At 44.5% G+C, this 24,950-nt stretch carries 24 protein-coding genes and 1 tRNA gene; 5 read left to right on the forward strand and 20 right to left on the reverse strand.

All coding sequences use genetic code 11. From position 1 onward, the window contains the following. Position 1: 1 nt before the first annotated feature. The 18 genes from nusA to ndhC form a co-directional block, all read right to left on the reverse strand. Complete coding sequence (nusA, locus tag A3IK_RS0107475) at positions 2–1,489, reverse strand: transcription termination factor NusA (RefSeq protein ID WP_020559356.1); 1,488 nt, start codon at positions 1,487–1,489, stop codon at positions 2–4. Beyond that, positions 1,482–1,967 carry a ribosome maturation factor RimP gene (gene rimP / locus A3IK_RS0107480; protein WP_020559357.1) on the reverse strand — a complete coding sequence of 162 codons (486 nt, stop codon included), beginning with the start codon at positions 1,965–1,967 and terminating at the stop codon, positions 1,482–1,484. Before rimP ends, nusA begins: the two co-directional genes overlap by 8 nt. A 66-nt stretch (positions 1,968–2,033) precedes the next feature. Next, positions 2,034–2,110, reverse strand: a tRNA-Met gene (locus A3IK_RS0107485). 107 nt (positions 2,111–2,217) lie between these two features. Next, positions 2,218–2,508 carry a DUF2818 family protein gene (locus A3IK_RS0107490; RefSeq protein WP_020559358.1) on the reverse strand — a complete coding sequence of 97 codons (291 nt, stop codon included), beginning with the start codon at positions 2,506–2,508 and terminating at the stop codon, positions 2,218–2,220. After that, positions 2,505–3,950: an NADH-quinone oxidoreductase subunit NuoN gene (gene nuoN, locus A3IK_RS0107495; protein WP_020559359.1), complete on the reverse strand. Its 1,446-nt coding sequence runs from the start codon at positions 3,948–3,950 to the stop codon at positions 2,505–2,507. Before nuoN ends, A3IK_RS0107490 begins: the two co-directional genes overlap by 4 nt. Beyond that, on the reverse strand, positions 3,950–5,473 hold the full coding sequence (locus A3IK_RS0107500) for a complex I subunit 4 family protein (protein ID WP_020559360.1): 1,524 nt from the start codon (positions 5,471–5,473) through the stop codon (positions 3,950–3,952). The genes nuoN and A3IK_RS0107500 overlap by 1 nt, the downstream gene beginning before the upstream one ends. Positions 5,474–5,503: 30 nt before the next feature. After that, positions 5,504–7,507, reverse strand: coding sequence for an NADH-quinone oxidoreductase subunit L (gene nuoL / locus A3IK_RS0107505; protein ID WP_020559361.1), 2,004 nt, complete (start codon positions 7,505–7,507; stop codon positions 5,504–5,506). Positions 7,508–7,512: 5 nt separating this feature from the next. After that, on the reverse strand, positions 7,513–7,818 hold the full coding sequence (gene nuoK, locus A3IK_RS0107510) for an NADH-quinone oxidoreductase subunit NuoK (protein WP_020559362.1): 306 nt from the start codon (positions 7,816–7,818) through the stop codon (positions 7,513–7,515). Then, the gene (locus A3IK_RS0107515; protein ID WP_020559363.1) at positions 7,815–8,417 is read right to left on the reverse strand and encodes an NADH-quinone oxidoreductase subunit J; all 603 of its coding nucleotides are present in this window, start codon (positions 8,415–8,417) and stop codon (positions 7,815–7,817) included. Before A3IK_RS0107515 ends, nuoK begins: the two co-directional genes overlap by 4 nt. An 8-nt stretch (positions 8,418–8,425) precedes the next feature. Beyond that, positions 8,426–8,917 carry an NADH-quinone oxidoreductase subunit NuoI gene (gene nuoI, locus A3IK_RS0107520; protein ID WP_020559364.1) on the reverse strand — a complete coding sequence of 164 codons (492 nt, stop codon included), beginning with the start codon at positions 8,915–8,917 and terminating at the stop codon, positions 8,426–8,428. A 9-nt stretch (positions 8,918–8,926) separates the two neighbouring features. Beyond that, positions 8,927–9,988, reverse strand: coding sequence for an NADH-quinone oxidoreductase subunit NuoH (gene nuoH, locus A3IK_RS0107525; RefSeq protein WP_020559365.1), 1,062 nt, complete (start codon positions 9,986–9,988; stop codon positions 8,927–8,929). Next, entirely contained in the window at positions 9,988–12,333 is a 2,346-nt protein-coding gene (gene nuoG, locus A3IK_RS0107530) for an NADH-quinone oxidoreductase subunit NuoG (protein ID WP_020559366.1), read from the reverse strand. The genes nuoH and nuoG overlap by 1 nt, the downstream gene beginning before the upstream one ends. Further along, entirely contained in the window at positions 12,330–13,613 is a 1,284-nt protein-coding gene (nuoF, locus tag A3IK_RS0107535; RefSeq protein ID WP_020559367.1) for an NADH-quinone oxidoreductase subunit NuoF, read from the reverse strand. Before nuoF ends, nuoG begins: the two co-directional genes overlap by 4 nt. Before the next feature lie 3 nt (positions 13,614–13,616). Further along, the gene (locus A3IK_RS0107540) at positions 13,617–14,129 is read right to left on the reverse strand and encodes an NADH-quinone oxidoreductase subunit NuoE family protein (protein WP_020559368.1); all 513 of its coding nucleotides are present in this window, start codon (positions 14,127–14,129) and stop codon (positions 13,617–13,619) included. Then, positions 14,129–15,382 carry an NADH-quinone oxidoreductase subunit D gene (locus A3IK_RS0107545; protein WP_020559369.1) on the reverse strand — a complete coding sequence of 418 codons (1,254 nt, stop codon included), beginning with the start codon at positions 15,380–15,382 and terminating at the stop codon, positions 14,129–14,131. Before A3IK_RS0107545 ends, A3IK_RS0107540 begins: the two co-directional genes overlap by 1 nt. Further along, positions 15,382–16,086 (reverse strand): NADH-quinone oxidoreductase subunit C, encoded by a 705-nt coding sequence (locus A3IK_RS0107550; RefSeq protein WP_020559370.1) that lies wholly within the window; start codon positions 16,084–16,086, stop codon positions 15,382–15,384. Before A3IK_RS0107550 ends, A3IK_RS0107545 begins: the two co-directional genes overlap by 1 nt. 7 nt (positions 16,087–16,093) lie before the next feature. Continuing rightward, a complete protein-coding gene (locus tag A3IK_RS0107555; protein ID WP_020559371.1) occupies positions 16,094–16,570 on the reverse strand; it encodes a NuoB/complex I 20 kDa subunit family protein in 477 nt (158 codons plus the stop codon). Further along, the gene (gene ndhC / locus A3IK_RS0107560) at positions 16,561–16,917 is read right to left on the reverse strand and encodes an NADH-quinone oxidoreductase subunit A (RefSeq protein WP_020559372.1); all 357 of its coding nucleotides are present in this window, start codon (positions 16,915–16,917) and stop codon (positions 16,561–16,563) included. The genes A3IK_RS0107555 and ndhC overlap by 10 nt, the downstream gene beginning before the upstream one ends. A gap of 264 nt (positions 16,918–17,181) precedes the next feature. On the opposite strand from ndhC, the gene A3IK_RS0107565 reads away from it, so the two are divergent. The 4 genes from A3IK_RS0107565 to A3IK_RS0107580 are packed head-to-tail and all read left to right on the forward strand — an operon-like array spanning position 17,182 to position 21,201. Next, positions 17,182–18,168: a Bug family tripartite tricarboxylate transporter substrate binding protein gene (locus A3IK_RS0107565; protein WP_020559373.1), complete on the forward strand. Its 987-nt coding sequence runs from the start codon at positions 17,182–17,184 to the stop codon at positions 18,166–18,168. 20 nt (positions 18,169–18,188) lie between these two features. Further along, positions 18,189–18,629: a tripartite tricarboxylate transporter TctB family protein gene (locus A3IK_RS0107570; protein ID WP_020559374.1), complete on the forward strand. Its 441-nt coding sequence runs from the start codon at positions 18,189–18,191 to the stop codon at positions 18,627–18,629. A gap of 12 nt (positions 18,630–18,641) precedes the next feature. Next, on the forward strand, positions 18,642–20,153 hold the full coding sequence (locus tag A3IK_RS0107575; protein WP_020559375.1) for a tripartite tricarboxylate transporter permease: 1,512 nt from the start codon (positions 18,642–18,644) through the stop codon (positions 20,151–20,153). A 19-nt stretch (positions 20,154–20,172) separates the two neighbouring features. Further along, on the forward strand, positions 20,173–21,201 hold the full coding sequence (locus tag A3IK_RS0107580; protein WP_020559376.1) for an AbrB family transcriptional regulator: 1,029 nt from the start codon (positions 20,173–20,175) through the stop codon (positions 21,199–21,201). Here the strand turns inward: A3IK_RS0107580 and A3IK_RS21095 are convergent, their stop codons facing one another. Then, complete coding sequence (locus A3IK_RS21095; protein WP_020559377.1) at positions 21,202–22,599, reverse strand: cupredoxin domain-containing protein; 1,398 nt, start codon at positions 22,597–22,599, stop codon at positions 21,202–21,204. Positions 22,600–22,785: 186 nt separating this feature from the next. On the opposite strand from A3IK_RS21095, the gene A3IK_RS0107590 reads away from it, so the two are divergent. Beyond that, the gene (locus A3IK_RS0107590) at positions 22,786–23,913 is read left to right on the forward strand and encodes an NAD(P)/FAD-dependent oxidoreductase (RefSeq protein ID WP_020559378.1); all 1,128 of its coding nucleotides are present in this window, start codon (positions 22,786–22,788) and stop codon (positions 23,911–23,913) included. A gap of 57 nt (positions 23,914–23,970) precedes the next feature. Here the strand turns inward: A3IK_RS0107590 and A3IK_RS0107595 are convergent. Continuing rightward, on the reverse strand, positions 23,971–24,950 hold a 980-nt coding region (locus A3IK_RS0107595), incomplete at its 5' end, for a PD-(D/E)XK nuclease domain-containing protein (protein WP_020559379.1).

The following is a 24,950-nucleotide window of genomic DNA, read 5'->3' on the forward strand; positions in this document are numbered from 1 at the left end:
ACTATTGCTGTGCATCCGCGAACCAAGGTGCTCTGGCTGCCATAATTAAATCAGCGGCAGCATTCTCATCCAATCCGCTTATTTCCATCAGTTCATCGACTGACTGCTCAGCCAAATCTTCCATGGTACGCACACCGTGCTTAGCCAATTCATAAGCCAGCTCTTCGGTCATTTGGTTCATATCCAATAAATTACCCGCTGGAAGCGTAGAATCTTGTGCAATGGCTTGGGTTAGTAAGGCATTACGCGCACGATCACGTAACTCTTCAACGATTTCTTGATCGAAAGCTTCAATGGCTAAGAACTCATCCAAAGCAACATAGGCCACCTCTTCCAAGGTCGAGAAGCCCTCATCTACTAGAATCGTAGCGACCTCTTCATCAACATCTAACTTGGATATAAATAACTCTAAAATTGCCCGTTGCTCAGCCGCATTTTTTGCCTCGGCTTCTTCAACACTCATTACATTCAACGTCCAACCAGTTAGTTCACTAGCAAGACGCACATTTTGCCCACCCTTACCAATCGCTTGAGATAAACGATCTGCGTCTACCCCAATATCCATGGCTTTATTTTCCTCATCCACCACAATGGACAGGACTTCAGCAGGTGCCATAGCATTCATGACATAAGTGGCAATATCTTCATCCCACAGGACAATGTCAACTCGCTCTTCATTGAGTTCACGCGTCACTGTCTGAATCCGTGAACCACGCATCCCCACGCAAGCCCCTACTGGGTCGACATTGGGTAAATTGGTTCGCACCGCGATTTTAGCACGTTGCCCCGGATCACGGGCAGCTCCCATAATCTCAATCATTTCCTGATTAATTTCAGGAACTTCAAGGCGCATTAATTCTACCAAAAAATTCACATCAGTGCGGCTAACAATAATTTGTGGGCCACGTTGATCTTCACGAATTTCTTTGAGATAACCACGAATCCGCGCACTCACTTGCGCACGTTCACGCGGGATCATTTCTTCTTTCGGGATAAACGCCTCAGCATTATCCCCTAAATCCATGACCACGCCTTTATGATCAGCACGTTTGACCGTACCCATGAGGAGTTGCCCCACACGATTACGATAGCCCGATACTAATTTTTCGCGCTCGGCTTCACGTACTTTAGCAACAATCACTTGCTTAGCGGTTTGGGCGGCAATACGTCCAAACTCTACGGACTCAATCGGTTCTTCGACATACTCGCCCACCTGAGCCTGTAAGCCACGGTTTTGTGCGTAGCTGATTAGAATTTGGCGCTCAGGGCTTTCAAATTCAGGATCTTCATCATCGACTACTTGCCAACGGCGAAACGTTTTATAGTCTCCCGTGTTACGGTCTACGGTTACACGGACATCCATGTGCATACCAAAGCGTTTACGGGTAGCCATCGCCAAAGCAGTCTCAACTGCTTCAAAAATCAGATCTTTGCCAACATTTTTTTCGTTTGAAACTGCATCAACAACGTATAGAATTTCTTTACTCATGTGTACGTTTACCCTTACCCTTTGGCTGAGCTTTCATTTCATATACCAGCCGCCCACGATCAATCACATCGTAGGGAATGACATAGCGATTACCTTCGACTTCGACAGTAACAGCCGTCATATCACATTGCTCTAAAATCCCCACAAAATTACGTCGCCCCTCGATGGGAGTGCGGGTACGAATTTTTAACTTTTCACCAATGTAGGAAGCATAATGCTCCGGTATGAATAACACTCGATCAACACCCGGAGAAGAGACTTCAAGAATATAAGCAACCGGAATAATATCCTCAACATCTAAAGCAGCGCCTAGTTGTAGGCTCACTTTAGAGCAATCATCCACCGTAATACCCTGCTCGGCATCAATAAAAACCCGTAGCAATGCACTTTCTTGGTGAGCACGATATTCATACCCCCACAGAATATAACCAAGGCCGGTAATAGTGGCCTCAATCAGAGCATCTAAACGTTTTTGCATAGTTGGCGGTGTTCTCTTGACTGGAGGTAATAAAAAAGCCCCATAAAGGGGCTTTCTTCTTAGATTTGGTAGCGGGGGCAGGATTTGAACCTGCGACCTTCGGGTTATGAGCCCGACGAGCTGCCAGACTGCTCCACCCCGCATCTGAGGTTGTGAATACTATAGCAGTTTTTTAGGGAGTGCAAGTGCTTTAATAAAAAAAGCTAAAAAAGTTTAGTTCTCAACTAATCCGCTCACTCCTACCCTATCCTTAGCGTATGTAACGATAAATAAATCCCGGTACTGCAAACACCGCAAAGAGGAAAATAGTCACAGCATAAAACTCCCAATCCTGAGCTTGTACATTGCCCATCACCCGCTGCTCTAGCGCATACCCTAGGCCTCCAGCGACTAGATAAAGCATTAACCACTCCGCCAGACGTACCCAAGCGGATTTTTTTGTACACTCTAGAATAAAGAAGCAGCGTTGATTTAACCAAGGTAGATTAGCTAATACACCCACTACCACTAAAAATACGATTTGATAAGATAAAGTTGTCATAATAAATGTTTAGCATCCAAGGCTCTGACACACACTGTCATAAGAAAACTCGGCATTAGACCTATAACGAGTACCCAAACCCCGTTTAAACTTAAAGTTAGTCCAAACTCCAGATCCCACTTCAAGGGGGTGGAATCATCCGGCTCATCAAAATACATCATTTTAATGGCTCTTAGGTAGTAAAAGGCACCAATCACCGACATGATCACCATGCCCACTGCTAAGACTAGATGACCAGCTTGTAGCACGGCATTAATCACTAAGAGCTTAGCGTGAAAGCCTGCCAAAGGCGGAATACCTGCCATAGAAAACAGTAGTAAGAGCATCATAAAGGCAAACCAAGGGCTACGCTTATTTAAGCCCTTGAGGTCGTACAGCGTTTCAGCATCAATCCCCGCTTGACCTAATAGGATTAAAACCCCAAACCCACCCACACTCATGACGACATAGACCAATGCATAAAACAAAGCCGCACTATTGCCATCCATGGTTTGAGTAGAGATCCCTAATAAGATAAAGCCCATATGGGCAATTGCAGAATACGCCAGCATGCGTTTGAGATTCATTTGGGCAATCGCTACTAGATTACCTAACATAATCGATAACATGCCCAATACCATTAAAATCTGCGCCCAGTCGGAGGTGATATTACCCAAGCCGCTCACTAATAAGCGTACTAATAAAGCCAGCGTAGCCAGTTTCGGAATACTCGCAATCAGTGCGGTTACGGCTGTTGGTGCGCCTTGATACACATCCGGCACCCACATATGAAAAGGTACTACACCTAATTTAAAGCCCAAGCCAGCAATTAAAAACACCAACGCCAATAGCAAAGGAACCGTCTCGGCACTGCCCTCATGACTTAATATCTCAGCAATCGCTAATAGCTCTAATGAGCCAGTTAAGCCATATAAAATAGAAATACCATACAGCAACATACCTGAGGCCAACGCCCCTAAGATAAAGTATTTCATGGCTGCTTCAGTCGCCCGACTATCATCACGCAAGAGCGACACTAGGGCATATAAGGATAAAGACATTAACTCTAGCCCTAAATACAACACGATTAAATGGGTACTAGACACCATTAGCATCATGCCTAGTACAGTAAATAGGACTAAGACATAAAACTCACCCGGAGCCTCTTGATGATCCGACCAATACTTACGCCCATACACTACAATCACACAGGTGAGTAATAAGGCCATGACCTTCAGTAAGCTCGACAGATAGTCGTGCATATACATATCGCCGACTACTTGCCGCGCAGGCCCATCAGCAAAATTACCATAAACCAATAAAGCGGCGGCTAATAAGGCGGCTTGAGTCAACATATAGGTCAAGATCCGACTATGTTGCCTGAGGAATAAATCCACTAATAACACCACCAAAGCGGCAACCAACATAAAAATTTCAGGCAGCGCAAAACCAATACCATTCATTACTGTACTCCCTGCCCTTTTAACTCGACCGCCGCACGAATATGTTGAATCAAGTGATCTAGTGAAGCATTCATTATATCCATTAAGGGGGCAGGCCATAGCCCTAAGACTAAGACCGCTACCGCTAAGCCCCCCAACATTAACATTTCCCGCCGACTCAAATCGTCCAGCTTATCCACTTCAGCATGTGTGACCTCTCCCCAAATCACCCGCTTTACTAGCCATAAATTATAAGCGGCTCCAATCACTAAAGTGAGCGAAGCTGTTAAGGCCACTAATATTGAGGTTGTCCAAGCCACCGATGCTGTAATCACTAAAAACTCACCTACAAACCCCGAAGTCCCCGGTAACGCCGCATTCGCCATGGCAAAAAACACAAAGAAAGTCGCCAGCCACGGCATACGATTTACCACACCACCATAGGCTTTTATCTCGCGCGTGTGCATACGGTCATACAAGACCCCAATACACAAAAACATCGCGGCAGAAATAAAACCATGCGACACCATTTGCACCATCGCCCCTTGTAAGGCCACGATGGGAATATCAGCGTCCCCTCCACTCCCCACCAACCAATGCACCATAAAAAAGCCTAAGGTTACAAAGCCCATATGGGCAATAGAGGAGTAGGCAATAAGCTTTTTCATATCTGTTTGTACTAAAGCCACAAAACCGATATACACAATAGCAATAAGCGACAGCACCATAGGCACCCAGTAATACATACTCACGGCATCGCTTAATAGCGGTAATACAAAACGAATAATGGCATAGCCCCCTACCTTTAAAGTAATCGCCGCTAAAATCACCGAACCTGCCGTAGGAGCTTCCACATGTGCATCCGGTAGCCACGTATGCACAGGCCACATGGGAATTTTGACCCCAAAGGCTAAGAGTAAAGCAAAGAAAATGAGTGCCTGAGCATCCTGACCTACCGGGTGCCGATATAAATCTTGTAAGGCGAAACTGCCATTAGCATGCTGGTATAAATAAATCAGGCTGATAAAGAAAAATACCGAGCCAAAAAAAGTATAGAGGAAAAACTTAATGGTGGCATAAACCCGCTTTGGCCCACCCCATACCCCTATAATAATGAATAACGGAATGAGCATAGCTTCAAAGAAAATATAAAAGAGCATGGCGTCTTGTGCTAAAAATACCCCATTTACAACACCCTCCATTATCACAAAAGCAGCAAAGAATTGTGCGGGCTGCCTTTTATTTTCCCAACCACTACCTATGGCAAACAAGGTAATAAAGGTATTGAGTAATACTAAAGGTAATGCAATACCATCTACCCCTAGGTAATAATCAATTTTAATACCCGCAATATCAATCCAGTTAACACGCTCTACCCACTGCAAACTAGCACTTGAGCCATCGAAAAATAATAATAAAAACAAACTTAGTACAAAGGTCACAGCCGCTATGCCCAAAGCAGCCCAATGTAACCAAGGACGGTTATTGAGGATTAATAGTCCCGCACCTGCAATAATAGGTAGCCATACTAACCAACTTAACATATCCATTTCCTCATGGTTGGAGTACCTCGACTACCATAATAAAGTGATAAACCATGTCACCATGGCTATAATACCCACAATCATTGCTAAGGCTGAATGATATAAATAACCCGTTTGTAATAAGCGCACTTTTCCAGTTGCCCAAGTCACCGCACGAGCCACCCCATTTACCAATAGGCCATCAATAATCATACGCTCTATTAAAGTCATAAAGCTATTGCCAAGGTATAAAGCACCTTTAGCAAAGAATCCTTGATTAAATTTATCAAAATAATATTGGTTTTCTAAAATTTTACGAGGGGCTTTCAATTTATTATTTAGCCATAGCAGAGCATTATCATTTTTAAGATATAGGTACCAAGCACTACCAATACCTGCCAACATGAGTATAAACGGCAAGCTCATCATGCCATGCAAGATAAAATTACCAATACCGTGATAATCTTCTTGTAATAAGCTATCGGTTCTATGCAGGACATGGGTTTCTGTTCTGACTATATTCTCGATATGAACTAATTTAGACTGCTCCCCCATAATAAGGGCATCACCAAAGAAACTGCCCAACCCCACCGACTCTACATATAGACCCATGAAAATAGCCGGTATCGCTAATAATATTAAAGGTATTAAAACGACTCGTGGTGACTCATGTAAATGCTCTAGGGTATGGTCATCCATGCGCTCATCGCCATGAAACACCATAAAAAACACACGGAAAGTATAAAAGGCTGTAACAAATACCCCTAACACTAATAAGACATAAGCATAAAGAGCAGCCGGTTGATCGGATAGTTTTACTGCCTCAATCACTAAATCTTTGGAGAAAAATCCAGAAAACCCCGGAAAGCCTACTAATGCTAATGAGCCAATTAAAAAGGTAATATAGGTCACAGGCATATAACGTCTTAGTCCACCCATTTTACGAATATCTTGCTCATGGTGCATACCCATAATGACGGAACCGGCGGCTAAAAAGAGTAGTGCTTTAAAAAAAGCATGAGTCATTAAGTGGAATAGTCCCGCTGAATAAACAGAAGCGCCTAAAGCTGTCATCATATAACCTAATTGAGATAAGGTGGAGTAAGCAATGACACGCTTAATATCATTTTGCACCATCCCCACTAAGCCCATAAAAAAGGCGGTGCTAGAACCAATGACTAAAATAGCATTCAAAGTCCATTCTGCATTCTCAAAAATAGGTGACATACGTGCAATGAGAAAAATCCCGGCTGTTACCATGGTCGCAGCATGGATCAATGCTGAAATAGGGGTGGGGCCTTCCATAGAGTCTGGCAACCATACATGCAAAGGTATTTGCGCCGATTTACCCATTGCACCAATTAACAATAAAATACTCGCTATTTCAGGTACAGGTAAATCGAGCACATAAGAATGAGAGCGTACAAACAAACGCTCAAACACATCCTCATAACGTAAATTGACTAAGCCACTGACATTAACAATAATGACTGCAATGCCTAAGAGCAGGCCAATATCACCGACTCGATTAACTAGAAAGGCTTTCATATTAGCATAAATAGCCGTGTCTTTTTTATACCAAAAGCCAATTAGTAAATAAGAAACTAAGCCAACGGCTTCCCAACCGAAAAAGAGCTGAACGAAATTATTACTCATTACCAACATAAGCATGGCAAAAGTAAATAGCGATATATAACTAAAGAAACGCTGATAACCGGGATCATCGTGCATATAGCCAATGGTATAGATATGCACCATCAATGACACAAAGGTTACAATCACCATCATAAAAACAGTGAGCCTATCAATAAAAAACCCGACCTCTAACTCAATTCGACCTATAGTTGCCCAACGATAGACTTGGACATTGACATCATGGTTAGGATCAAATTGCAGAAAATAATACAATACATAAAGGGATAGTAAAAAGGAGAGTCCTACTAAACCACTAGTTAATCTATGACTTGGAATACGCCCTAGTTGCTTACCAAAAAAACCAGCCGCGATAGCACCTATTAAGGGTAAGAGTACAATAATAATATAAATAGTATTCATTCCCCCTACCCCTTCATCTCGTCTAAATCTTGTACTTGAATCGAGCGCTTATTACGGAAAAATACCACTAATATAGCCAAACCAATCGCTGCCTCTGCTGCTGCAACCGTCAGAATAAAGAATACAAATATTTGACCATGTAGATTATTTAGATAATGGGAAAAGGCTACAAAATTTAAATTAACACTAAGCAGCATTAACTCAATACACATTAAAATCAGTAAAATATTTTTACGATTCAGTACAATACCGGCAATACTGACTGCAAATAAAATAGCGGCTAAGGTTAGATAATGTGTTAAGGAGATCATGAACCCTGTCTCCCTGAAGGTAGTTTAATAAGACGGATACGCTCTGAGCTTTGTACTTGTATTTGTTGCTCAATATCTTGCGTTTTAACATCTCCACGTCGTCTCAAAGTCAACATAATCGCTGCTATAATGGCTACTAACAAAATTACCGCTGCAACTTCAAAGGGGAACAAATACTCTTTATATAATAAGAGTCCAATAGCGGCAGTATTATCTATATTTTTAGTTGTATCACTAGTAGTAATTACCTTATCAAATAGCGAGCTTTGTAACATTATTATTAACTCTACAATTAATAAAAATAAAACCACCAAGCTAAAAGGAAAGTACTTCCCCCCCTCTCGCTTAACTTGTTCTACTTTTAAATTCAGCATCATAATAATGAATAAAAATAAAACCATTACCGCGCCCACATAAACTAAAACCAAGACAATGCTTAAAAACTCAGCTTGTAATAATAGCCATAGGGCAGCACTATTGAAGAATGCTAAAATTAATAATAAGGCGGCATAGACTGTATTACGCACTACCACAACCCCAATAGCGGAGCTAATGAGTAAAAGCGCAAATAAATAAAATAACCAGGCTTCAAAACTCATAGTTTCTCCTAACGATAGGGGGCATCTTCGGCTTTAACACGGGCAATCATGGCTTCATGCTCATCACCTATAGCCAGTAATTTAGCCTTAGTCATAATATTTTCGCCACGCTGTTCAAAGTGATATTCAAAAATAGGCGTTTCAACAATCGCATCCACGGGGCAAGCTTCTTCGCAAAAACCACAATAGATACATTTAAATAAATCAATATCATAGCGCGTCGTGCGGCGTGTACCGTCGGGGCGCTCATCTAGCTCAATCTTAATAGCAAGCGCCGGACAAACCGCCTCACACAATTTGCAGGCAATACAACGCTCCTCGCCATTTGGATAACGCCGCAGTGCATGTAAACCACGAAAGCGCGGGGAAAGGGGTGTTTTTTGCTCCGGGTATTGCACGGTAATTTTGCGTTCAAACAAATACTTACCTGTCACCTTTAGCCCTTGCAATAGCTCTGCGAGAGTAAAGGACTTCAGATAATGCCTAATATTAATCCCCATCATTTACTCCTAAGAGAGCCAAGGTTTCCAACCCATTGCAATTGCGACTCCTTCCGCTAATAACCAAACAATAGTAACGGGAATCAATACTTTCCAGCCTAAACGCATGATTTGATCATAACGATAGCGGGGAAAGGTCGCTCTAAACCATAAATATAGAAAAATAAAAAAGCCGGTTTTAATTAAAAACCAGTGTATGCCATTATCAAAAAACCAGCCTACTACCGGGATTTTTATTAGGCTATCTAAGCCTTGAAAAGGTGAAAGCCAACCGCCTAAAAACATAAGAGAGGTCATGGCGGATATTAAAAGCATATTGGCATATTCAGCTAAAAAGAATAAAGCAAATGCAACCCCAGAATACTCTACATGGAAGCCTGCCACAATTTCGGACTCACCCTCTGCCACATCAAAAGGCGCACGATTCGTTTCTGCCACACCAGAAATAAAATACACGAGGAATAAGCCAAACAAAGGCCAGACAAACCAGTCAAAAATACTACCCGATTGTGCTTGCACAATAGCGCTCAGATTTAAACTACTAGAGGCCATGAGTACCCCTACTAAGGCAAATCCCATGGCAATTTCATAAGACACCATTTGCGCCCCCACCCGTAAGGCACTGAGCATGGCGTATTTAGAGTTAGAGGCCCAACCGGCTAAAATGATCCCGTAAACCCCTAAGGAGGATAGAGCCAAGACAAATAATAATCCGGCATTAATATTGGCTAATACCCAGCCGTCAGTAAAAGGTATCACCGCCCACACGGCAAAGGCAGGTGCTAATGCCAATACGGGGGCAATCAAAAACAAATAGCGATTAGAATTAGTGGGAATCACCACTTCTTTTAGCAAAAGTTTCAGTACATCGGCAAAAGGTTGTAATAACCCTTTAAAGCCCACTCGATTCGGCCCTAGGCGTACTTGCATATAGCCAATAACTTTACGCTCGGCATAGGTGGTATACGCCACGGCTAAAATCAGCGGAATTAAAATCGCTACAATTTTTAATAGCAGCACAATTACTAATTGCAGAGTATCAGGCAGCATGTCCCATAAACTGGCTAACATTAGGTTTTCCCCCCTGCTCTTAATTCAATACGCCCCCAAGCCTCACCCAACTGAGCACTCGCCTCAGTGCCACCAGCAATCCATACGGTATTTTCTGGTAAGGACTCGTCCCACCACACGGGTAAGGATAAGGATGCCTCACCTTGGCGCACCGTGACTAAGGTATCCGGCATTAAGGCTAAATGTGTTGCAGTATTAGGATGGATATGTGCTTTAGTTTCAGGGACTAAAGCTTGTAAGGCGCTAGCACGACGCACCACATTATCTACTCGATAAGCCTGCACTTCACCGATGCGCTCTAAACCAGATTCATTACTTATGCGTAAGGTAGTAACAGGCTGAATAGTAGGCGGGGTTAAGGGGTGCTTATCAACTAAGCGTCTTAATTCAAAGCTAATCTGCTCAATATTGACATACTCACATTCTGGCACACTGAGCTGATGACCTATAACCCGTAAAATTTTCCACGCCGGACGCGCCTCACCCTTAGGCTCAGTAACCGCGCGGGCAAATTGCCAAGTACCCTCTGCATTGACATAAGTCCCCGACGTTTCCGCCCAAGGTGTGCAGGGTAAAATCACTGTGGCATAGTCACGCAAGGCTGGACTCATAAACGAAGTAATAGCAATCACTTGCTTAGCCTGTCGTAAGCGACTTAGGGTCAGGTAAGGATTCGCGGTGTCATACTCTGGCTCAACATTTAATAATACGACCGTATCCAATTCTGAGTTCAGCTCAACCGCTTTACCTACCTCATCTTGTGGCGCTAAGGTAGTTACCCAATCTGCCCCTACACTATTGGCTTGAGGCGGAATAAAACCTAAATGTCCTGATAGTTGCTGAGCCAACAATTGAGCTAGAGTAGCTAGATCAGCATAGTAAGGATGCTCTTGGGCGCTATTACCTAATAAGACTAATACCTTACCCTGAGCTTGTGCTAAAGCTGCTAGTAATCCCTGTACCCAGTTTTGGGTATCATGGCGCTGGATGAGTTCTAAAGTTGAACCATCATTAGGTAGTGCTAAACCTTGCTCACTCAAGCCACTAATTACACTTTGCAAGAGACTACTGAGCTGAGCAGGAGCGACTGCTAATTGCTCAACCGGATAATTAAAAGCCACTTGGCGCATATTGAGTGCGAATACTTGCGCTCCTAAGCGTTGCGCCAGATGAATTCTATGATTCAACATGGGCTGTTCATGGCGCACATCACTACCGATTAAAATAATCAGCTTTTGCTCACTGATCTGCTCAATGGGTAAACCTAGCCATGTTACTGCGGGCAACACTTGCGTTGCTTGAGCATCTACTTGGCGTAGACGATGCTCTATCTGGCTCACTCCCAACCCCTGTAGCACTTTTTGGAATAAATAGAGTTCCTCTAAAGTCGCATTCGCTGAGGCTAGTCCTGTACTCTGCTCTGGTTTAAGTTGAGTTAGTAACTCATGAGTATGAGCTAAAGCCTCTTGCCACGAAACGGTTTGCCACTCTCCATCCCGTTTTATCAGCGGTTTTAACACGCGCTCTGAGGAATTTAATCCCTCATAGCTAAAGCGATCACGGTCAGAAATCCAGCATTGATTAATCGTGTCATTTTCACGCGGTACAACACGCACGATTTTATTATCAAAGGTATGTACTTCGATATTAGAACCCACCGAATCATGGGCTGCGACCGTTGCATGAGCTATCATTTCCCACGCACGAGCGGTATAACGTGATGGTTTTGCGGTTAAAGCTCCAACCGGACAGACATCAATAATATTACCGGAGAGTTCGGACTGTAGCGCTTGCTCAACATAGGTCGTAATCGCCATGCGATCACCGCGCCCAATACCACCTAGCTCACGAATCCCTGCAATCTCAGTACCAAAACGCACACAACGGGTACATTGAATACAGCGCGTCATTTCAGTTTCAATCAAAGGGCCAATATCGGGATCTAGCACTACGCGCTTTACTTCCTGATAACGTGATTGCACTTTGCCATAGGTCATGGCTTGGTCTTGTAGCTCGCACTCACCACCTTGATCGCAAATGGGGCAATCGAGCGGGTGATTAATGAGTAAAAACTCCATCATGGCCTGCTGAGCATCGACCGCTTTTTCCGATTGCGTCCAAACCTTCATCCCTGCCGCAACAGGCGTGGCACAAGCAGGTAGCGGTTTACCCATTTTTTCTACCTCCACCAAGCACATGCGGCAATTGGCGGCAATGGATAGATGCTTGTGATAGCAAAAGCGCGGGACTTCAATACCTAGATTATCGGTCGCCTCAATGAGCATTTGTCCGGGGCGTACATCATAGGCTTTGCCATTGACTTCAATGGTAATGAGTTCGCTCATGCCGCCCCCTTGACCATACTGTGTCCGTGTTGAATATAGTATTCAAACTCAGGACGAAAATGGGTTAAGAAACTCCAGACAGGTGCGGCAGCGGCATCACCTAACGCACAAATGGAACGCCCCTCAATATTACGTGATACATCATCGAGCTTATCTAAATCAGAGATATGACCTTTGCCCTGTATAATACGAGTGAGCATACGATAAAGCCATCCGGTTCCTTCGCGACAGGGAGTACATTGACCGCAGGACTCCGAGAAATAAAAGCGCGAAATCCGGTGTAATACTTTCACCATGTCTGTGGTTTCGTCCATCACCATCACGGCACCTGAACCTAACTGTGATCCGGCTTTACTGATCCCATCGAAATCCATCGTAGCTTTTAGCATAACTTCTCCGGGAACGACCGGAACCGAGGTACCCCCCGGAATTACCGCCTTTAGAGCACGTCCATTACGCACACCACCGGCTAGTTCTAATAGCTCACGAAAGGGCATACCCATCGGTACTTCATAATTCCCCGGCTTATTTAAATGCCCAGACATGGAGAAAATCTTTTCCCCACCAGAGTTACGCACCCCTAAATCAGCAAACCATTTACCCCCATTTCGTAAAATAGCGGGGATGGATGAGAGACTTTCCGCATTATTAATCGTAGTTGGACGACCATAGAGGCCAAAATTAGCAGGAAAAGGCGGTTTAAAGCGTGGCTGGCCTTTTTTACCTTCTAAGGATTCTAGTAAGGCAGTTTCTTCACCACAAATATAAGCCCCAGCACCTAATGAGCCATATAGATCAAACTGAATCCCACTACCTTGAATATTACTACCTAGTAATCCGGCTTCATAAGCCTCGCGCACGGCTTGTTCAAAGCGTAAAAACGGCTCATCCAAAAATTCGCCACGCATATAGTTATAGCCTACCGTCGCACCGATGGTGAATCCGGCGATAGCCATACCCTCCACTAAAGCATGAGGATTCAGGCGCAAAATATCACGGTCTTTACAGGTCCCCGGCTCCGATTCGTCAGAGTTACAGACAATATACTTTTGTCCGGGCATTTGACGGGGCATAAAGCTCCACTTCATGCCGGTCGGAAAGCCAGCGCCCCCGCGTCCACGTAAATTAGAGGTCTTAATTTCTTCGATAATGGCTTCTTGTGTTAACTCACCCGAAAGCACACGTCGCCAAGCACTATAGCCACCGATCTTTAAATACGATTCTAAGGTATGCGACTGATCGCCAAATTGTAATGTGGTAAAACAAACTTGATTCGCCATGTCTTACTCCAATCCGTCTAGAATCTCATCCACTTTTTCAGGGGTGAGATTGGTGTAATACACATGGTTTACTTGCATCATAGGCGCACTAGCACAAGCGGCTAAACACTCTTCTTCATTCTTTAAAAAGAACTTACGATCTGGAGTGCGTTCTCCGATTTTTACACCTAATTTTGCTTCAATATGTTCCACAATTTGATCGGAGCCACACAACATGCAAGACACATTAGTACAAATAGAAATGCTATATTTTGCCGCCGCTTGTGGGTCTAGCTCATACATGGAATAAAAGTTAGCGACTTCATATACCGCAATCGGCGGCAGGCTTAAATAATCCGCCACGGCATCCATTTTTGCGGTTGAGAGATAACCATCGGTGTGCATGACAGCCCGTAAAGCAGCCAATACAGCAGAACGTTTTTGCTCAGGTGGATAACGTTTGAGCCAATGTTCAATCTCATGGCGCTCATGCTCGGTGAGTAAATCGCTTTTACGCTTTAAAACAGGGCTAGTCATTAGCGATCCACCTCTCCAAAAACAATATCTTGAGTCCCAATCAAAGCCACCACATCCGCCAACATATGTCCCCGCGCCATTTCATCTAGACTGGATAAATGCGCAAAACCAGGAGCACGAATTTTGAGTCGATAGGGTTTATTCGCCCCATCAGACACGATATAACACCCAAATTCACCCTTAGGATGTTCAACCGCTGCATAAGCCTCACCCTCAGGCAAGCAATAGCCCTCGGTAAAGAGCTTAAAGTGCTGAATCAACGCTTCCATATCTTGTTTCATATCGACTCGTTTCGGGGGAGCCACTTTCGAGTCCTCTAACATCACCGGCCCCGGATTAGCTCGTAACCACGCAATACATTGCTTCACAATATGGTTCGACTGGCGCATTTCCTCCATACGCACTAAATAGCGGTCATAACTATCGCCATGCGTCCCGACCGGAATCTCAAACTCTAATTGATCATAGACGGCATAAGGTTGGGTTTTGCGCAAATCCCACTCAATCCCTGAGCCACGCAACATCGGTCCAGAAAAACCCAGTTGCAAAGCACGTTCAGGGGTAACGACGCCAATCCCAACTAAACGTTGTTTCCAAATCCGATTATCGGTCAATAAGGTTTCATATTCATTGATATAAGTCGGGAAACGCTCGGTAAAATCTTGCAGAAAATCTAGTAGGCTACCTTGGCGGTTCGCATTAATCCGCTTTAATTCGGATTCACTACGCCAGCGTGAGGCTTGATATTGCGGCATGGTGTCGGGTAGATCTCGATATACGCCACCGGGACGATAATAAGTCGCGTGTAGCCGTGCCCCTGATACGGCTTCATACGCATCCATGAGATCTTCACGCTCACGAAAAGCGTATAAAAACATGGTCATGGCTCCCACATCGAGAGCATGTGCGCCTATCCATAGCAAATGATTGAGAATACGGGTAATCTCATCAAACATGGTGCGAATATAGAGCGCTCGAATCGGAGGGGTAATGCCTAAGAGCTTTTCTAAGGCCATCACATAGCCATGCTCATTACACATCATCGAAACATAATCGAGGCGATCCATATAGCCAATGCTTTGATTATACGGTTTACTCTCCGCTAGTTTCTCTGTACCACGGTGTAATAAACCAATATGCGGGTCAGCCCGCTCAATGACCTCTCCATCCATTTCTAAAACTAAGCGCAGTACACCATGAGCCGCCGGATGAGCAGGACCAAAGTTGAGGGTATAATTACGAATTTCTGGCATTAGTGTTGTCCCTCATGCTCACGAATAACACGCGGTACTAAGATGCGCGGCTCAATAGATACTGGCTCATAGACTACACGCTGTGTTTCAGGGTCATAGCGCATTTCAACCTGCCCAATCAAAGGGAAATCCTTACGGAAGGGATGACCAATAAAACCATAATCGGTCAGAAGACGGCGTAAATCTGGATGACCCTCAAACATAATACCAAATAAATCAAATGCTTCACGCTCATACCAATTCGCGGATGACCATACTTTAATCAAAGACGGCAGACGCGGAAAGCGATCATTATCACACCACGTCCGCACTCGAATACGCTGATTTTTAGTTACAGATAATAAATGCACCACCACCGCAAAACGAGCCGGAAATTGTTCCGGTACGACTAATTCATCAGCTTCTGCTTGCTCGAAATCAAACGGATCAGGTTCAGCAGGGGATTGCACCGCACGGCTAAAACCACTACCGGTTGCATGCGTGACATCCCACTCGCTATTACCATAGGCCAGATAATCCACACCACAGAGATCAATGAGTTGCTCAAATTTGGTCGCATTGTCATAACGCAGAAAACCACACACCTCTAACCATTGCTCCGGTGGAACATCTAAGGTTAGCTCATTGAGGACTAACTTAGAGCGTAAGATGCGTGATTTTAGGCCATCCTTTAAATACTCATGCAGTTTTTCGAGATAATTCATAGTGCGGCTACCGTGCTATCGTATTGGTGCGACGAATTTTGTTTTGTAACTGAATAATGCCATAGAGCAAAGCTTCAGCAGTGGGAGGGCAGCCCGGTACATAAATATCCACCGGCACAATACGATCACAACCGCGCACGACTGCATAAGAATAATGATAATAACCGCCCCCATTGGCACACGAACCCATGGAAATCACCCAACGTGGCTCTGCCATTTGGTCATAGACTTTGCGTAAGGCCGGTGCCATTTTATTGGTCAGGGTTCCGGCTACAATCATTACATCAGACTGGCGCGGGCTGGGGCGAAATACAATACCAAAGCGATCCAAATCATAACGCGCAGCTCCGGCGTGCATCATTTCCACCGCACAACAGGCCAAGCCAAAGGTCATAGGCCACATCGAGCCGGTACGTGCCCAATTAATCAGTTTATCGGCGGAAGTGGTGACAAAACCTTTTTCTAGAATGCCCTCTATTCCCATTCTAGTGCTCCTTTTTTCCACTCATAAATAAAGCCCACGATCAGGATGCCTAGGAAGATAGCCATTGCAACAAGACCACTCATCCCGATCTCTTCTAGCACAATAGCCCAGGGAAATAGAAAGGCAATTTCAAGGTCAAAAATAATAAACAGAATAGCCACTAAATAATAACGCACATCAAACTTCATACGGGCATCATCAAAAGCTTCAAAGCCACACTCAAACGCAGAATCTTTGGCAGCATCAGGCCGGCGTGGCCCCATGAGTAACCCTAGGCCTAATAAAACTACCGCTAAAACTAATCCCACCCCTAAAAACAATAGGATAGGTAAATACTCTGCTAACATGATCACTCCTAATGAGGCTGCAATCTTAGTGTATAGACAATGCTGCTGCCGACGATAATGATAACCCACAGGGTCACTTATTGATCCGTCTTAACATAGCAATAATTGTTACTAAATATAAGTTAGCTGGTTGAAAAAAACTGCCCTACCCAAATGAATTAACCTCTTTTAGCACTATTAGCGTAATGACTTACACGGTTGAGCGAGGTATTATCTGACCTGACTGATATATTGTGACTATACCCCGTCTAAGAGGAGAATCTAATGAAACGTTCCGCACCACTGGCGCTGGCATTGGCGTTTGCCTGCTTAAATCCTTTCTCAGCCTTCGCCGCTAATCCCGAAAAACCTGAATGTGTTGCACCCGCTAAACCCGGAGGCGGTTTTGACCTGACTTGCCGCATTATTCAAACAGGATTTTTGGAAGCTAAAACGCTAGATGCCCCCATGCAAGTCACCTTTATGCCTGGTGGCATTGGTGCTGTGGCCTATAACCTATTTAATACGACCCGTACTGATGATCCGAATGCCGTTGTTGCTTTTTCGAGTGGCTCCTTACTGAATGTAGCGACCGGAAAATACGGAGAGTGGACTGAAAAAGATGCCCGTTGGGTCGCGATGGCGGGTACAGACTATGGTGCTGTGATTGTTAAAGCCGATAGTCCCTATACTGATCTGAAAGGCGTGATGGAAGCCCTAAAAGCTGATCCTACGAGTGTAGTTATTGGTGCAGGTGGCTCGGTCGGCTCACAAGACTGGATGAAAGCCGCGCTCTTAATGAAGGCTGCAGGTGCTGATCCTAAGAAAATGCGTTATGTCGCTTTTGACGGGGGTGGTGAATCTATTGCTGCTCTATTAGGCGGCAATATTGGCTTATACACCGGAGATATTGCTGAAATGTCAGCCCACCTTGATGCGGGTACTATGCGCGTTCTAGCAGTGATGCACAGTGAACGTTTAGGCGAGCCTTTTGATAAAGTCCCTACCGCGAAAGAACAAGGCTATGACGTACAATGGCCTATTATCCGTGGTTACTACATGGGCAAAAAAGTCTCTGATGAGGCCTATAATGCTTGGGTTGAATTATTCAAGAAAAGCTATGAAAACGATGCCTTTAATCAAATCGTCAAAGACAAAGGCTTATTCAAACTTAATATCGCTGGCAAAGAAATGGAAGAGTATATCCATAATGATGTAGCCAAGCTCCGTACTCTTGCGGTTGAAATGGGTTTAATCGAAGCGCCTAAATAAATACCTAGGGAGTACTCACTATGGCAGACAGAATTTTTGCCGCCATTACGCTCCTAATAGTAGTGGCATATGGGTGGGCTGCTTTTATGATCATAAAAGCCCCTTTTCAGTATGATCCTTTAGGGCCTGAGTCTTGGCCGCGCATTCTGTCCGTCCTTGCGGGTTTATGCTGCCTATGGATTATTTTTAAGCCCGATGTAGATAAAATTGACATTACACATAATGTACTAGTACGCCTTGTCATTATGGTCGTGCTACTGCTGGGGTATGCTTATCTGTTTGAGCATGCTGGCTTTATTCTCTCAACCACCGGGTTTTGTATTGGAGCGGCCTATTTATTAGGAGCTAAACCAGTACATGCCCTTATCTTTGGCGCAGCCACTGGAATAATTGGCTATGTCTTGGGCGCTAAATTACTGGCACTGAATTTACCCGCTGGCCTTTTTAAAAGCTTGTTCTAAGAGGATGGTATTATGGATGTGATTTTATCCGGCTTAGGGCAAGGCTTTGCCGTTGCTCTGCAACCTTTCAACCTATTTCTGGTATTGGCAGGTTGTTTTTTCGGCACACTGATTGGGGCATTGCCCGGCATTGGCCCCATTAATGGGGTCGCTATTTTGCTCCCTATTGCTTATAGCCTAGGATTCCCCCCCGAATCAGCCTTAATTTTACTCGCGGGTATTTACTACGGAGCAGAATATGGGGGACGTATTTCCTCTATTTTATTAAATGTTCCAGGCGATGCGGGGGCGGTCATGACTACCTTAGATGGTAGCCCCATGGCGAAACGTGGGGAGGCAGGTCGTGCGCTCTCGCTCTCAGGGGTTGCCTCGTTTGTGGGTGGCTCGGTGGCTATTGTGTTACTGACACTATTTGCTCCGGCTTTAGCGGCCTTCGCGGTGAAATTTAGTCCGGCTGATTATGTCGCATTAATGGTTTTCGCCTTTACCTCCCTCGCTTCACTGGTGGGTAAAAATGGCATTAAAACGCTCTTAGCAGCCGCTATTGGTTTGATGATTGCCTCCATTGGGGTGGATGCTAATACCGGGGTCATGCGTTTTACCTTAGGCAGTCCAGAGTTAATGGCGGGAATTGATTTCCTCGTTATTGTCATTGGCCTATTTGGTATGGCGGAGTTATTGCACTTAGTCGAATCCTATGCGCGTGGCACCTTAAAAACCTTACCCGTGGATAGTACCTTTGTTTCGTGGGCGGATATTTTTGCCGTCAAGTGGGTCATGCTACGTAGTTCCATTATTGGTTTTATTGTGGGTGTGCTTCCCGGCACGGGTGCATCGGTAGCCTCAGCCGTGTCTTATGGTACGGAAAAACGCTTAGCGGGCGAATCTGGTAAAAGCTTCGGTACTGGCGATATTCGCGGTCTTGCCGCTCCTGAATCTGCTAATAATGCCTCTGCTAGCGGTGCCATGGTGCCTATGCTCACATTAGGTATTCCGGGATCAGGAACTACAGCGATTCTATTAGGCGCATTGTTACTGTTTAATATCACACCGGGCCCGATGTTATTTCAGCAAAAGCCTGATATTGCTTGGGGTCTGATTGCTTCTATGTATATTGGTAATGTGGCTTTATTAGTTATCAATCTACCTTTAGTAGGCTTATTCGCACGGCTCTTAACCATACCCCAACAATACCTCACCCCCATGATTGCCGTCTTAGCCTTTATTGGCGTGTACTCGGTAGTAGGTGATCCGTTTGATCTTTACTTAGCAGTTGGTTTAGGGGTACTCGGTTGGGTATTGCGCAAATTAGAGTTTTCTCTCGCCCCCGTTATTTTAGGGGTGGTATTGGGGAATCTATTTGAGGATAACCTACGCCGTGCCCTTTCGATCTCTGGTGGCGATTGGTCGATATTATTGCAGTCTAGTAATAGCTTAATCTTATACGGTTTAGCAATTTTAGTAGTGGCATTGCCCATAGTGATTAGCCGTATGCTAAAAGCACGCCAAAACAAAGCCGTTTAACTCACTTAGCTATTCAACCATGACGACCTCAACCCGCACTGTATTCCAAACTCTGTTCTTTGGCTTGGTAGGTGCGGGGTTGGGGACATGGATTGGACTCCCCGTTGCCCCTTTATTGGGGAGTGCCATTTTAGTTTCTATCCTCACCTTATCAGGTGTCCGCACTGCTAGCTCTGCGGCTCTACGCAATGTTTGCTTTGTAATCTTAGGCTGTTCCTTAGGTGCGGGTATTACACCTGAAAATCTAGCCCTGATTGGGCGCTGGCCTTTAAGCTTAGTAGCCCTTGCGCTCACGGTTGTTTTAATGATGTATACCAACACTTGGCTATTAGCACGTTTTTATGGTCAAAGCGTAGAGACGGGCCTGCTTGCTTCTAGTCCGGGGGCTTTATCTTCTGTATTAGCACTCGCTAATAGCGGCTATGGCAATGAGCGAGCGGTTATTGTCTTGCAAGGCTTACGTCTCATTTTAGTGATGTCGGTATTACCCATTATTATTGAGGGCTTAGACTTACAGGGCAGCAATAATATGGCTTATTTACAAATTACCATGCCATATACCCTACTCCCTAGTTTATTAGGTATTGCTTTAATACTGGCACTGATATTAGATAAATTCCATTTTCCAGCCGCTTATGTCATGGCGGGATTGCTGATTAGTGCTCTAGGGCATGGTAGTGAATTACTCACGGGCAGAATGCCTCAGCCTTTAGTGACTATCGCTTTTATAGTCATTGGTTGTAGTGTTGGGGTACGTTTTAATGGTATCCAGCGCCACGAACTCAAAATCTATGCTGGGGCTGCTTTGGCTAGTGTGATGTTAAGTAGTGTGATTGCGGCAGGAATGGCTTACCTAGTTGCAATGGTGCTGCACCTTCCCTTTGGACAAGTTTGGATTGCTTATGCCCCCGGTGGCGTAGAGGCGATGGCGGCATTGGCAATGGCTCTACATTATGACCCTGCCTATATTGCCGTGCATCACCTCTCGCGTATTATAGGTTTAGCAATGCTGGTGCCTTGGATTATGACGTTATTAAAACGCTCCTAATCAAGAGTTCTTTTTTGCTGTTTTCACAGTAACTGCACCGCGCATACCTGCCTCGAAATGACCCGGCTGTAAGCAAGCAAAATCAACCGTTCCTGCTTTGGTAAATTGCCAAATAATCTCCCCTTTAGCTCCGGGTTCTAAAGATACCAAGTTAGGATCATTATGTTGCATATCAGGGGTTTTTAGCATTTGTGCCGCATGCTCTTTTAAAGAGGCCGCATCGCCTAGGGTAAGCTCATGTTTAACCGTACCCTTATTCTCTACCATAAAGCGGATGGTCTCACCCTCTTTAATAGTCACGGCACTGGGCTCATAACGCATCTTGTCATTCATGGTCACAGTAACAACCCGATCAACTTTCTTTAAATCACCGGGTTTACCGATAACTGTAGGCTGTTTACCGTGATCGTGAGTAGAGTGATCATGACCTGCGGATGCTTTTGTATCGGCTTTAGCAGGTGTAGTAGCAGCCGCTGGTTTTGTACCGTGATCGTGAGTGGAATGATCATGAGCAGCCGCTTCTTTAGTACTTGCCTTAGCGGGTGCAGTAGCGGCGACTGGCTCTGTACCGTGATCATGTGTTGAGTGGTCATGAGCAGCCTGTTCTGTAGTGGCTGCCTTCACTGGTGCAGTAGTAGCGGCGACTGGCTCTGCACTATGGTCATGGGTAGCATGATCGTGTGCAGGTTCAGCAGGACTAGCACTAGTTTCGGCTGAGCTAGGTGTATTTTGATCTTGTGTGGTATTCGTAACAGCAACCTTGGTGGCTGTGGCGGTGGGTATAACTGCGGCTGCGACTTCCTTCACAGGTGCCACCACTGTAGCGGCAACCATATCCGCACCATGATCATGAGCTGCATGATCATGTGCGTCTGGAGCCGGTGCCGCATTAGCTACTTCGCCATGACTATGACCACCATGACCATCGGTAAAAGGATTGGCTTTAAAGTACTGATGTGCACCTAAGGAGATAGCCCCTACCAATACAAACGAAGCAACCGCATAACGTTTAATAGCGCCGCTCATTTTTTCTTTATTCATCCACATCAATGCTACGAGCGTCATAGCAAAGCCTACGGGTACGACCCACAAACTCCGATCAGGAGAGTCCGGGAAATGTTGCAAACTGCCAGTGAAGAAGCCCATACCAATGGCTAATACTGCACCGATTAATAACGATTGCCATATGCCATTTCCGTCGCCTGTACGGCGATATTCAATCAACTGCCCAATCATAAACATGATTACGCCAACGCCCGCAGTCAGTAAAGAACGTGACCCCGAAAATACACCATGACTCACGGCACCTGCTACAAAGCTAATGCCAATGTATTTGAAGATCATGGATAAATGTTGACTAGCGAAACCCCCAGCCTGTTCTGGCGCTGTATTTGCCATAATAAACTCCGATAATAATAACGGCCTAAACTATAAGCCAAATGATTGCCCTTTAACCACAAGGTATTGTGTTTTAACTAATCCCTATCGATACTCTATTAAGCTACTCCTCAGTTACTATACTTGACTTTAACCAGACCACACTGCATAACCCTTTAGCATTTACACTATTTTTAAGGTAGCCATATGACTCATATTGCTGTGATTGGTGCCGGGTTTGCGGGCTTAACAGCCATCCGAACCCTGCGTAAACTGGATAAAGCGATTGATATCACATTAATCTCTCCGAAAGCTGAATTACACTATTTGCCTAGTACTATTTGGATTCCTAGTGGCTTACGTACCCGTGAAGATGTCATTATTCCACTGGCTAACTTTTTAACCCGTATGAATGTCAATTTTAAGGCCGCTAAAGTGACGGGCTTAAAAGACAATGGGCGTACCATCGAAACCGATCAAGGCACCGTGACTAGCGATGGGGTAATTATAGCCTCTGGTGGGCAATTTATTAAAAAACTCCCCGGCATTGAGCACGCACTGACACCTTGTGAAGGAGTGGAGGTCGCCGAGCAAATCCGCGACCGCCTAAAAGCACTACAAGGTGGCACTATTGCCATTGGCTTTGCGGGTAATCCGAATGAGCCTACCGCTATGCGCGGCGGCCCTATGTTTGAATTCTTATTTGGGATTGATACCTTACTCCGTCAGCAAGGCCGCCGTGATGCCTTCAAATTAGTCTTTTTCAGCCCCGCTGAAAAGCCGGGTAATCGTTTAGGCGAGAAAGCGGTCGAGAGTCTACTAGCTGAAATGGATAAGCGCGGAATAGAACGTCATTTAGGGCATAAAATGCAGGGCTTTGAGGCCAATAAGGTTAAAACCGAAGGCGGCGAATTTGCCGCTGATTTAATTTTATTTATGCCGGGTATCACAGGTAACTCATGGTTTAATAATAGTGAATTACCACGCTCAGCCGGTGGATTAATACAAGCGGATAAGCATTGTAAAGTGGCAGGCTTTGATAAGGTTTATGTAGCGGGGGATTCGGGTAGTTTTCCGGGGCCGGATTGGATGCCTAAACAAGCTCACATGGCAGATTTACAAGCCGAAGCTGCGGCTAAAAATTTACTGGCTGAATTCAAAGGCACACCTGCTAACCATACTTTTAAAGTTGAACTGATGTGTATTGTCGACTCAAATGAAAAAGGTATGCTAGTTAGACGCACTGAATCAGGGAGTACCGTATTGCCCTATTGTCGAGCGTTACATTGGGCTAAACGTGGCTTTGAAAAAATATACTTGCAAAAGTATCGCTAAATAGCCTGCAATATACTTTAGAGCAGTCATCACAAATGAGGCTGCTTTAATAGACACTTATCCCTGTTCAATCGCAAAACCTACAATATTACGGGTTACTTTACTAAACTCCACCCCAATTAAATATAAAGGCTGATTTAAGGCTCGATATTTATCTGCATAGCGTTTGTCATGGATTTGCCTTAGTGCTTCGCCCTCATGACTATGCTCAATCACTTTAAATTCAAATAAATAAATACGTCCATTAAATTTCACTGCCATATCTAAGCGTCCTAAACTAGAACTATCCTCTACAATAGTATCAATGCCTAATGCCGCAAAATGCGAGTAAAAGATGGAGGCATAATACCCTTCATACTGCGCTAATACCCCACGGCTACTGTCATACCATTGATGCGGAATACTGGAAAAAAAGGCATGAAATAACCCTTGTAATTCTTCTACTGCATTACGTTGTAAGATTTTAATGAGCTGAATGCGGTTACGCAGAGCCAGACTTTCATTCACACCATAGGCACTTAATAAACTCGTATTTAGGCTGCTTTTTACTTCATGATTAGGGTAGCCTAAGGTATAAAACCAATACCCTAACATAGGTTGCTCTACCTGATGGATAGTTAAATAGCCGGTCTGAAATAACAAAGCCTCATTGCTAATATGATCAATATCAAAGGCCGATAATAAAGCCTCATCAGATTGTAATTGCTCTAGATTAGGGGTGAAAAATTGATTATTGGCTAAGTGGCGAATCAGGAAAGTGGGGGTTCCAGTCTCAAACCAGTAGTTTTTAAACTCACGACGATCAAATAGATTAAGGACATCAAAAGGATTATAGACCCCCTCCCCTAACCAATTATAACCATTATACCAGTAACGAATACTGTCTCGATCTAAGTCCATCAATTCAGCAGCAAATACGGTATCTATATCATAGTCGGTGTAGCCACATAGCGTACTGTAGCGCTTATCAAGAGTAATATCTTTGAGATTATTTAAGCCTGAAAAAAGACTCACTTTAGAGAACTTACTAACACCAG

The organism is Thiofilum flexile DSM 14609, from assembly GCF_000380185.1.
GTDB classification, from domain to species: Bacteria; Pseudomonadota; Gammaproteobacteria; order Thiotrichales; family Thiotrichaceae; genus Thiofilum; species Thiofilum flexile.